6 protein-coding genes and 1 pseudogene are annotated in these 11,165 nt (G+C 71.6%); 3 read left to right on the forward strand and 4 right to left on the reverse strand.

All coding sequences use genetic code 11. The features are described 5' to 3' along the window. The first annotated feature begins 668 nt into the window (after positions 1-668). Positions 669-2,720 carry a S9 family peptidase gene (locus tag ABD999_RS10950; protein ID WP_271278229.1) on the forward strand — a complete coding sequence of 684 codons (2,052 nt, stop codon included), beginning with the start codon at positions 669-671 and terminating at the stop codon, positions 2,718-2,720. Between the two features lie 62 nt (positions 2,721-2,782). On the opposite strand, the pseudogene ABD999_RS10955 reads toward ABD999_RS10950, so the two are convergent. The 4 genes and pseudogenes from ABD999_RS10955 to ABD999_RS10970 all read right to left on the reverse strand — a co-directional run. Continuing rightward, positions 2,783-3,358: pseudogene (locus tag ABD999_RS10955) on the reverse strand (alpha-L-rhamnosidase N-terminal domain-containing protein); the annotation flags it as partial. Between the two features lie 56 nt (positions 3,359-3,414). Beyond that, positions 3,415-4,242: a carbohydrate ABC transporter permease gene (locus ABD999_RS10960; RefSeq protein WP_271278228.1), complete on the reverse strand. Its 828-nt coding sequence runs from the start codon at positions 4,240-4,242 to the stop codon at positions 3,415-3,417. Continuing rightward, positions 4,239-5,147, reverse strand: a complete 909-nt coding sequence (locus ABD999_RS10965; protein ID WP_271278227.1) for a carbohydrate ABC transporter permease — start codon at positions 5,145-5,147, stop codon at positions 4,239-4,241. Before ABD999_RS10965 ends, ABD999_RS10960 begins: the two co-directional genes overlap by 4 nt. Further along, entirely contained in the window at positions 5,144-6,445 is a 1,302-nt protein-coding gene (locus ABD999_RS10970; protein ID WP_271278226.1) for an ABC transporter substrate-binding protein, read from the reverse strand. Before ABD999_RS10970 ends, ABD999_RS10965 begins: the two co-directional genes overlap by 4 nt. A gap of 260 nt (positions 6,446-6,705) precedes the next feature. Here ABD999_RS10970 and ABD999_RS10975 point away from each other — a divergent pair, with 260 nt between their 5' ends. Together ABD999_RS10975 and ABD999_RS10980 are read left to right on the forward strand one after the other, a co-directional pair. Next, positions 6,706-7,698, forward strand: coding sequence for a LacI family DNA-binding transcriptional regulator (locus ABD999_RS10975; protein WP_271278225.1), 993 nt, complete (start codon positions 6,706-6,708; stop codon positions 7,696-7,698). A gap of 192 nt (positions 7,699-7,890) precedes the next feature. Continuing rightward, on the forward strand, positions 7,891-11,094 hold the full coding sequence (locus tag ABD999_RS10980) for a family 78 glycoside hydrolase catalytic domain (protein ID WP_271278224.1): 3,204 nt from the start codon (positions 7,891-7,893) through the stop codon (positions 11,092-11,094). The last annotated feature ends 71 nt before the right edge of the window (positions 11,095-11,165 follow it).

Here is an 11,165-nt window from a genome sequence, read left to right on the forward strand (position 1 = left end):
GAAAGGGTGTCGTCCCTCTCACCTGACCGTCCACCTGGACTTTACGTGTCCGTCTACCTGGAGATTTCATGGCCGCCAGCCTGGATCAGGCTGGCCGCCCACCTGGAGAAATTCCTGACCGTCCACAAGGCCGCCCGCCACCGTGAAGGTCCGGTACCGTACGCGAACTCCCCCCGGGTTCGTGGGGAGGCCGCCCGGCGCCGTGAGGGTCCGGTCCGTACGCGAACCCCCGCCCTAGGCGGAGACTGCCGGGCGCCGTGAGGGTCCGGCACCGTACGTGAGCTTCCGAGCTGGGGTTGTGGAGGCGGACCGGCTTGTCGTACAGCCGGACCTCCGCGAGCAGGGGTCGGCGCGAGGTGCGGGTCGATCTCGTCGATCAAGTCCGGTTCGAGAAGCTGAGCACCGATGCCGGGCGAGAACCCCCGAGGTTCCTTCCGCGGCCCGATCCGGGCCGCCTCGGACGCGCCGTGACGACGTGGCCGCGCCGTAACGAGGGCCGCGCCGTAACGAGGGGTCGCGCCCGTAACGACGGGATCGTGCCGTAAAGAGGGGTCGCACCGTAACGACGAGGCCGCGCCGTGACGACGTAACCGCAGGGTGGCGGGAGAGGCGATCGGCGCTGGTTTATGCGGTTGCGTCCGGCTTGGCGGGCGTGCCTATGATCCCCCATGCCTCCCCTCACGCTTCCTCGTCAGCATGCCCGTACGGCCCGGTTCAAGCTCGGCGTCCCCAGGGACTTCACGATCTCGCCGGACGGCGCCCGGGTGGTGTTCCTCAGGTCCTCGGGCGGTGACGACCCGGTCAACCGGCTGTGGACGCTGACCGTGGCCACCGGGCAGGAGCGGCTGCTCGTGGACCCCGGCACGCCGGGCGGGACGTTGCCGGAGGCGGAGCGCGCCCGCAGGGAACGCACCCGCGAGCGCGCGAGCGGCATCGTCGCCTACGCCACCGACGCCGCCGTCACCAAGGCCGTCTACGCGCTCGACGGCGCGCTCCACACCGTCGACCTGCTGACCGGCGAGGTCACCCCGCTCGGCACGACCGGATCCGACCCGCGGCTCGACCCGGCCGGGCAGCGCGTCGCCCACGTGTCCGACGGCGCCCTGCACCTCGACGGCAAGCCGCTGCTGACGCCCGACGGTCCCGAGGTGACCTGGGGGCTGCCCGAGCACGTGGCGGCCGAGTCGATGGCCCGCCACCGGGGCTACTGGTGGTCGCCCGACGGCACCCGCCTGCTGGTGGCGCGGGTGGACAACGCCCGGGTGAGCAGGTGGCACCTGTCCGAGCCCGCCGATCCGGGCAGGCCCTCCAGGACCATGGCCTATCCGGCGGCCGGCACGGACAACGCCGACGTGACGCTCTGGCTGACCACGCCGGCCGGGGAGCGTACCGAAGTGGTCTGGGACAGGGCGGCGTTCGAGTACGTCGCGGCGGTGTCGTGGACCGGGCAGGGGCTGCTGATCCTGGTGCAGAGCCGCGACCAGCGCACCACCCGCCTCCTGGAGGCCGACCCCGCGACGGGCGCGACCACGCTGGTGCGCGAGGACGCCGACGACGCCTGGCTGACGCTGGTGCCCGGCACCCCCGCCCGTACGGCGGCCGGGGAGCTGGTCTGGACGGTGGACCGCGACGACACCCGCCGGCTGATGGTCGGGGACGACCTGGTCACGCCGCCGGGCCTGCAGGTGCTGCGGATCCTGGCGGTGGACGGCGACACCGTGCTCGCGCAGTGCTGCGACGAGCCGACGGAACGCCACCTTTACAGCTACTCCAGGGCCGCGGGGCTGACCAGGGTCACCTCCGAGCCGGGGGTGCACACCGGAACGCGCGCCGGCGGCGTCACCCTGGTCGTCAGCCGCACTCTGGAGGAGCACGGGACCCGCGTCACGGTGACCGGCGGAGGGGCGGCCACGCCGATCGTCTCGAACGGCGCGACCCCGGTCGTGCGCCCGCGGGCGGACCTGGTGTCGCTGGGCGAACGGGAACTGCGCGGCGCGATCGTGTTCCCGTCCGGGCACGTGCCGGGCTCGCGGCGGCTGCCGGTCCTGCTCAGCCCGTACGCCGGGCCGGGCGGCGCCCTGGTGCTGCGCGGGCTGGACGACTACGCGGTCGCGCAGTGGTTCGCCGACCAGGGCTTCGCCGTGCTGGTCGTGGACGGGCGCGGCACGCCGGGCCGCGGACCGGCCTGGGAGCGGGCCGTGCACCTCGACAAGCTGAGCGCGGCGCTAGAGGACCAGGCCGACGCGCTGCGGGCCGCCGCCGGCCGCTTCCCCGACCTGGACCTGGACCGGGTGGCGATCCGCGGCTGGTCGTACGGCGGTTATCTGGCCGCCGCGGCCGTGCTGCGCCACCCCGACGTCTTCCACGCCGCCGTCGCGGGCGCGCCGGTCACCGACGCCCGCCTCTACGACACCCACTGGCAGGAACGCTACCTCGGCCATCCCGACCGGAACCCCGAGGCGTACGACCGCAGCTCCCTGATCGCCGACGCCCCGAACCTGCGCCGCCCGCTCATGCTCGTGCACGGTCTGGCCGACGACAACGTCTTCGCCGCGCACACCCTGCGGCTGTCCGCCGCGCTGCTGGCCGCGGGCCGCCCGCACACCGTCCTGCCGCTGTCGGGCGTCTCCCACATGACCGCCCAGGAGCAGGTCGCCGAGAACCTTCTCCTGCTGGAGCTGGACTTCCTGCGCCGGGCGCTCGGTCCGGAGCCCAGCTGATCACGCCCAGCGGAAGACGTGCCGTCCGGCTCCCACCTCGACGGCGGTGTCCGGGTCAGGGGCAGGTGGACGGCGGCGGTGGTGTTCGCCGGCACCACCACGACGAGTTCCGTCTGGTCCCCGGTCCGTTCCCAGCCGGCCTCGGCCCGGCCGTACGGGGTGTCGAGCGTGGCGCGGGCGCGGGTGAGGCCGCCGCCGGGAAGCAGGCGCGCGTCGTGGGACTCGCCGTCGTAGAGGCTCGCGGCGGTGACCGGGCCCGGCGCGCACCGCCAGGCGCCGTCGGTGGCGACGGTGTCCGTGGTGCCGTCGGAGTAGGTGATCTCCAGCTGGGCGGTCCGGTCGCCGTAGACGGCGGACCTGCCCCCGGCGAAGCCGACGCGGCCCCGGTACCAGCCGTCGGCGAGGGTGGCGCCGATCGTGTTGGCGCCCTCCTCCAGCAGGCCGGTCACGTCGTGGGTGCGGTAGCGCAGCCGGTGGTGGTAGCTGCTCCAGCCGGGGGCGAGCACGTCGTCGCCCACGACCCGGCCGTTCATCTCGACTTCGTACGTGCCGTGCGCGGTGACGTACAGGCGGGCCCGCTCGACGGGACCGCACCGCTCGCGCGAGCCCAGCTCCGGTCCTGGCCACGGCACGAGCACCGACTCCCCCGACGCGACGACGCCGGTGCGGGTGCCGTCGCCGCAGAGAGGTCATGTCAGCCCTTGATGGCGCCGGCGGTCATGCCGGCCACGATCTTGCGGTTGAAGAAGACGAAGGCCAGCAGCGGCGGGATCTTGATCAGGACGATGTCCATGAACAGCAGGTTCCATTGGGTGCTGTACTGGCTCTGGAAGTTGTAGAGGGTGACCTGCACGGTGGCGTTCTCGTCGCCGGGCAGGAAGTAGAGCGGGTTGACGAAGTCGTTGAAGACGGCCACGGACGAGGTCAGCACGACCGTGATGGTGACCGGCCGGAGCAGCGGGAAGATCACCCGGAAGAACAGCCGCGCCCCGTGGCAGCCGTCGATCTGGGCCGCCTCGTCCAGCTCGCGCGGGATCGCCGCGATGAACGCCCTGAACAGCAGCATCGCGAACGACAGCCCGTAGGCGACCTCGACCAGGATCAGCCCCGGCAGGGTCTTGAACAGGCCCAGTGCCTGCAGCAGCCAGATGGTGGGCACGATCGCGGGCGGGATGATCAGCCCGGACAGCACCAGGAAGTCGACCAGCGTCCCGACCTTGCCGGCGCGGCGCTGCAGCACGAACGCGGCCATGGCGGCGAAGAACACGATCAGCGCGACCGAGGCGACGGTGAGGACGGTGGAGTTGACGAAGGCGCGCAGCAGCACGTAGTCACGTGCCTGGACGACCTCGACGAGGTTGTCCACCACCCGCCAGTCGACCGGCCAGGCGAAGTCCAGATCGGCGGCCTGCGCCGGGTCCTTGACCGCGGTCATCAGCATGAACGAGAACGGCACCAGGAAGATCACGGTAGCCAGGACCAGCGCGATCGTGTCGGCGCCGAACCTCCTGAAGGTCCTCATACGGCGACCTGCCTCTTGCCCAGGACGTAGGTGAGCGGGACGACGATGGCGGTGACGATGAGGAACAGCAGCACGTTGCCGGCGGTCGACAGGCCGAAGAAGCCCGCCTGATACTGCTTGTAGATGATCGAGGCGATGACGTCGCTGGTGAAGCCGGGACCGCCCCGCGTCATCGTCCAGATGAGGTCGAACGACCGCAGCCCGCCGATGAACGACAGGATGATCACCGAGTAGGTGGCGGGCCAGGACAGCGGCAGCGTCACGTGCCGGAACCGGTGCCAGGCGCCGCCCCCGTCGACCTCGACCGCCTGGTAGTAGTCGCGCGGGATCGACATGATCCCGGCGATGTAGATGACGGTGGCCAGGCCCACGCCCTTCCAGACGTCGACCAGCGCGACCGACAGCAGCGCGGTCGTGGCGTCGCCGAGCCAGTCGGCGCCGTCGACGCCGGCCAGCGCGAGGGCCTTGTTCACCAGGCCGGTGTCCGGGCGGAGCAGCGCGCTGAAGGTGATGCCGACCGCCACGGTGGAGACCAGGACCGGGAAGAACACCACCGCGCGCAGGAAGCCGCGCAGCCGCAGCCTGGACGTGAGCAGCACGCCCAGCAGCAGGCCGAGCACCACCTTCAGCCCGCTGGTGACCACGGCGTAGACGATCGTGTTCCGGAAGCCGACGCGCAGGTTCTGCTCGGAGAGGAAGTCGCGGAAGTTGTCCAGGCCGACGAACTCGCTGTCGAACAGCGTCCACCGGGTCAGCGCGAAGTAGAACGCCATCACCGTCGGCACCAGGAAGATCACCAGGTAGACGACGGCGGCCGGCAGGTAGAGGGCGTACGGGTAGGGCGACCTGCGCCTGGCCGGCGGCCCGCCGGGCCCCGCGCGGAGCCCGGCACGCTGCTCGGTCACCACCCTGCCAGCCCCAGTTGCCTGGCCTGCTTCTCCACGTCCTTGTCGTACTGGGCGGCGCCCTCGGCGGGCTGCGTCAGCCCCGAGCCGACGGCGACGGTGATCTGCTCCAGCGACGGGCCCTTGATGGGCGACAGGAACTCCAGCGCGGGCGTCGTGGCGCCCCGGTCGATGTAGGCCTGGAGGTCCTTGGCCACCTGGATGGCGTCCTCCGGCAGCTTCGACCCCTTGATCCGGTACGGTCCGGACGGCTGGACGGCGGCGGTCACGGCTTCGGTGCCCGCCGGGGAGGCGACGAAGGCCAGGAACTTCTTGGCCGCGTCCAGGTGCTCGGTGGTCCTGGCGATGTAGAGGGCGGCGGGCTCCCAGACGGTGGCGCCGCCGGCGGCCGGGTCGTCGCCCGGGATGCCGAAGTAGCCGACGTCGGTCGCGGTCTGGGGGTAGGTCTCCAGCAGCGGCGGGAGCAGCTGACTGAGCATCGCGTAGTGCGCGCCCTCGCCCTCGACCAGCATCTTCAGTCCCTGGTCGAGGGTCGCCGAGCCGAAGCCCTTGTTGAGGTGGCCCTTGGCGTGCACGTCGGCGAGGTGCTGGAAGCCGCCCGTCGCGGCCGGCGTGGTGGCGAACTTGGCCTTGCCAGCGGTGTAGTCGGCGGCGAAGCCCGGCACGGCGGCCTGGACGTTGTGGTAGTCGGCGAGCACGAAGATCTGGGACGTCCAGGTGTCCTTGAACGTGCTGATCACCGGGGTGACCCCGGCGGCCTTGATCGTGTCGTTGTTGGCCATGAAGTCGGCCCAGGTCCTGGGGACCTCCAGGCCGAGCCGCTCGTAGACCTTGCGGTTGTACAGGATGCCGCCGCCGCCCATCGTGGTGGCCGGGACCCCGTACGCCTTGCCGTCGTGCGAGACGACGGGCAGGTAGTCGGGCTGGACCTGGGCCAGGACGGGATCCCCGGTCAGGTCGACCAGGGTCTGGGCCGGGTTCAGCGCCTGCAGCAGCGAACCGGAGTTGTACCAGAACACGTCGGTCATCTCGCCGGTGGACAGCCGGGTCTTGACGACGTTGTCACCCTCGCTGCCGCCCGGCTGGTGCTCCATGTCGATCTTGATCGTGGGGTCGGCCTTCATGAACGCGTCGGCCAGCGCCTTGGAGGTGTCCACGGTCGACTGGTCGCTGCCCGTCATGAAGGACAGGGTCACGGTGCCGTCGGCGGCGGGCTCCGAGCCGGATCCGCACGAGGCAAGGGCCGCCGTCGCGAGCACGGCCACGGCCGATGCCAGCATGCGGTGGGAGGTCTTCACACACCCTCCAGGGGTTTTGAATCGTTTTAAGCGGCTCCCCGATGCGGTTAACGTAGGCGTTGCCCGAAGAGGTGTCAAGACATGATTTGGGTAACGGTACCCACTCTTCTCGCAGTTGAGATCGCTGTACGTACGAGTAATGCAGGTAATGTTTCCCCCGTCGGACCGGCTCGCGTCCAGCTCGTACACTGGGATCACCCCACGGGAATTGGAGCCTCATGGTCGCGCCCAGCCGACGCCGACGAGTGACGATCAACGACGTGGCCAGCCACGCCCAGGTCTCCGTCACCGCGGTGTCCAAGGTGATCCGCAACGCCTACGGCGTCAGCCCCGCCATGAGAGACCGGGTCAAGACGGCCATCGAGGAGCTGGGCTACCGGCCCCAGGCCGTGGCGCGGGGCATGCGCGGGCGCACCTTCACGATCGGCCTGATGCTGCCGCACATCAGGAACCCGTTCTTCGCCGACATCCTCGACGGCCTCACCGAGCAGCTCGCCGGCACCGACTACCGGGCGTTCATGATCCAGGGGGGCGCCACCCGCAAGGTGGAGAGACTGGCGGTCGACGCCCTCATCGACCGCCAGGTCGACGGCATCATCATGGTCGCCCCGCTCGCCTCGAAGGCGCGACTGGAGGAGGTGGCCCAGGAGAAGCCCACCGTGGTGCTGGCCCGCCACGAGCGGTCGTCCTTCTACGACTCCGTCTACGACGACGACGAGGCGGGCGCCGAGCTGGTCGTGAAGCACCTCATCGAGCTCGGCCACCGCCGGATCGCGCACATCACGCACCAGGACGACAGCCAGGCGCAGCCGGCCGACCTGCTCCACAACATCCGGGCCGCGACCTACGAGCGCGTCATGCGCGAGCACGGGCTGGCAGACGAGATCGCCGTCGCGACCAGCTTCTACCACGAGAAGGGCGGCTACGAGGGAGCGCGGGAGCTGCTGGACCGCGATCCCCGCCCGACGGCCATCTTCGCGGGGGCCGACCAGGCGGCGTTCGGCGCGCTCGCCGCGGTCTACGAGGCCGGGCTCCGCGTCCCGGCGGACGTCTCGGTCGCCGGCTACGACAACACCCACCTGGCCGCCCTGCCCAACATCACCCTGACCAGCGTCGACCAGGAGGGCTCCGTCATGGGCGGCGCCGCCGGCAAGCTGCTGCTGGAGCGCATCGAAGGCCGCACGTCCGCGGTCCGCTTCTCGGTCACCCCCAGCCTGGTCGTCCGCGGCTCCACGGCCCCGCCCGCGTCCTGACGCGCGTGGGTAACGTTACCCACGCATCCACACACGCGGCCGGTCGAGGTGCGGCGGGAGCGGGAACCGTTGCCTCTTGACGGCACATGAGGGAGCGCTTACGGTGACGACGTCCGCGGGTGTTAAATCGTTTCACTCTCCAGGGGGGCTCACCACGGAAGAGCGGCCATGCCGCCGGAAGGGAGTGACCTCGTGTTCACCGCACCTCGCCGGACCCGCGTGCTCGCCGGGGCGGGGGTGTCTCTCACCCTCGTCCTCTCGCAGCCCCTCGTCCCCCCGGCGTCCGCCGCCGGCGGACAGCCCCACGTCGAGGCCGTCGACCTGCGCGTCGACGGCCGGCGTGACCAGCCGCTCGGCATCGACGCCACCGCGCACTTACTGAGCTGGCGGATGACGGAGACCCGGCAGGGCGCCGCCCACCCGTGCCACCGGCGCCCCTCCCCCGCCGTCTGCCCCGCGGACGCGCAGACCGCGTACCAGATCCAGGCCGCCGCGAGCGAGGCCGACCTCAGGCACGGGCGGCTGATCTGGGACTCCGGCAAGGTGAGCTCCGCCGTCCAGTCCGGCGTCCGCTACGGCGGGCGGCCCCCGCGCTCGCGCGAGAAGGTCAGCTGGCAGGTCCGCGTCTGGGACGCCGGCGGCACGCCGTCCTCCTGGAGCAGGCCCTCCTCCTGGGAGATCGGCCTGCTGGAGCGGAGCGACTGGGGAGGCGCCCGCTGGATCGAGTATCCCGGCCGCACCGAGAACCAGCCGATGCCGATCTTCGCCCGCGCGTTCGACCTCGACCGCGGCAAGCGGGTGGCCGAAGCCCGCCTCTACCTCTCCGGCGTCGGGCTCCACCTGCCGACGCTCAACGGCCGCGAGCTCGGCGACGAGGTCCTCGCCCCCGGCAACTCCAACTACCAGCTCTCCAGCGAGTACCGCGCCTACGACGTCACCCGGCACCTGCGCGGCGGACCGAACACGCTCGGCGTCCGGCTCGGCAACGGCCCCGCCTACGTGCGGCGCAGCGTCACCAACCCCGCCGCCGGCCGGACCGCGCCCTACTCCTGGTGGCAGAGCCGGCTGAAGGGCAGCGGCACTCTGGCCGCCGACGCCGCGCCCGGCGCCACCACGGTGAGACTGGACGACGTCACCGGCTACCACCTCGGCGGCACCGTCAACATCGACACCGGCGACGGCGGCGACACCCTCGAATCCCGTACGATCACCGCGATCGGCACGCCGGGCCCCGGCGGCACGGGCATCACCTTCACCCCCGGGCTGGAGAAGCCGCACCGTGCCGGGGCGGCCGTCACCGGGTCCGGCAACAACATCGCCGCGAGCGACCCGAGCGCCGGCGCCGCGGTGACGCCGCGCCTGATCGCCCGCCTGGAGATCCGCTACGCCGACGGCTCGGCGGACGCCGTCGTCTCCGACCGCGACTGGCGCACCGCGCTCGGCCCGCTGGTCACCGACGCGTGGTACTCCGGCTCGGACCACGACGCACGCCGCGAGCAGCCCGGCTGGGACGCGCCGGGCGCCGACCTGTCCCCCGCCGCCACGCGGCGCGACGGCTCGGCGATGGAGTGGCGGGCCGCCGGCATCGCCCCTCCCCCGAACCTCGCGACCGAGCTCGTCGGCCGTACGGCCGAGCCGGTGAGGGCCGTGGAGAAGCTCACCCCGGTCTCGATGACCAACCCGAAGCCGGGCGTCTGGGTGTTCGACCTGGGCCAGAACATCACCGGATGGCCGCTGCTGCACCTCAGGGGCAGGGTGCCCGCCGGAGTCACCGTCCGCATGTCGCCCGCCGAGTCCCTCGCCCCTGACGGCACCGTCGACCAGTCCTCCCTGATGGGTGGCGGCGGCAGCCGGGGCCGCGATCTGTTCTCCACCTACACCACGGCCGGGCTCCGCGGCGGAGAGACCTGGCACCCCGACTTCACCTACTTCGGGATGCAGTGGATCCAGGTCACCGGCCTGCCGGAGGGCTACAGGCCCGCGAAGGACCTCGTCACCGGGATCCGGCTCCAGGCGGACACGCCGGTCGCGGGCCGGGTGACGACCTCCAGCGCCCGCGTCGACCGGATCCACAAGATGGCGAGATACTCCTTCGCCTCGAACATCATGTCGGTGTTCACCGACTGCCCCGGCCGCGAGAAGCTGTCCTACCCGGCCGACTACACGATGCCGATGGGCGCCATCCACCGCGACCACGACCTCAGCGCGTACCTGAAGACCACCATGCGGCACCTCGTCGAGGGGCAGTCGGTCGCCGACACCCCGATGCGCGGGAACGTGGCGCTGAAGACCCCGGTCTACGACTGGGGCTACAGCGGGCGCTTCGGCGACGAGATCAACTGGGGCAACGCCATCATCCTCGTCCCGTCCCTGCTGTACGAGCTCTACGGCGACACCGAGACGATGGCCCGCCACTACGACCGGATGACCGATTTCGCCGGCTACATCGAGCGGGAGAAGGCCGACGCCCACATCGTGGACGCCGCCCTGGGCGACTGGGTGGCCGCCGACCAGACCTCCGGCCGGATCACCGGCACCTGGGGCTACTACGTCATGATCAGCAAGTTGGCCACGATGGCCGGGCTGACCGGCCACGCCGGCGACGCCGCCCGTTACCGGGCGCTGGCCGCCGACATCAAGGACGCCTTCAACGCCCGCTTCTACAACCATCAGCTCCGCCGCTACACCTCCGACGGCGACGCGGGCATGGCGGGCGCGACCCAGACGGCCCAGGCGCTCGCCCTCGACGCCGGGCTGGTCCCCGACGGCGAGCGGCAGGCCGTGCTCGACGCGCTCGTCGAGCTGGTGTACGCCTTCCACCCCAACGGCGACGGCCCGCACTTCAGCGGCGGCACCATCGGGATGGGGCCGACCGTCCGGGCGCTCGCCGACGGCGGCAGGGACGACGTGCTGTGGGACCTGCTCCAGGAGGACGACCAGCCCGGTTACGGCTTCTTCATGGAGTCCACCAGCGCCAACCCGGGCGGCATGACCACCATGGGCGAGCGCTGGAACCGCGGCGACTCCAAGAACCACATGATCCTCGCCCAGATCGAGGAGTGGTTCCACACCGGGCTGGCCGGCATCCGCGCGGCCGACGGCTCGACCGCCTACCGCCGGCTGGTCATCCACCCCAAACCGGTCGGCGACCTCACCTTCGTCAAGGGCGGCTACGACACCCCGCACGGCACCGTACGGTCTGATTGGACCAAGAAGGCAGGCCGGTTCACGCTGACGGTGGAGGTGCCCCCGAACACCGCCGCCGAGGTCTGGGTGCCCGCCGGGGACAGGCGCCTCGTGGCGGCGCCCCACCGCGCGGCCTTCCTGCGCATGGACGGCGGCCATGCGGTCTACGAGGTCGCCTCCGGCTCGTACACGTTCGCGGCGGCGACCTGACCCGCACGGCGGTCACCCTCGTGACACGGGGGTGACCGCCTGGTCTGGATTCCGCCGCGGTGTTAGCGTCG

This window comes from Nonomuraea ferruginea, from assembly GCF_039540635.1.
Taxonomy (GTDB): Bacteria; Actinomycetota; Actinomycetes; order Streptosporangiales; family Streptosporangiaceae; genus Nonomuraea; species Nonomuraea ferruginea.

What these genes read in the sequence shown, in the direction of transcription:
- ABD999_RS10950 (WP_271278229.1), top strand. Translation starts at nt 669, where the DNA reads ATGCCTCCCCTCACGCTTCCTCGTCAGCATGCCCGTACGGCCCGGTTC.
- ABD999_RS10960 (WP_271278228.1), bottom strand. Translation starts at nt 4,242, where the DNA reads ATGAGGACCTTCAGGAGGTTCGGCGCCGACACGATCGCGCTGGTCCTG.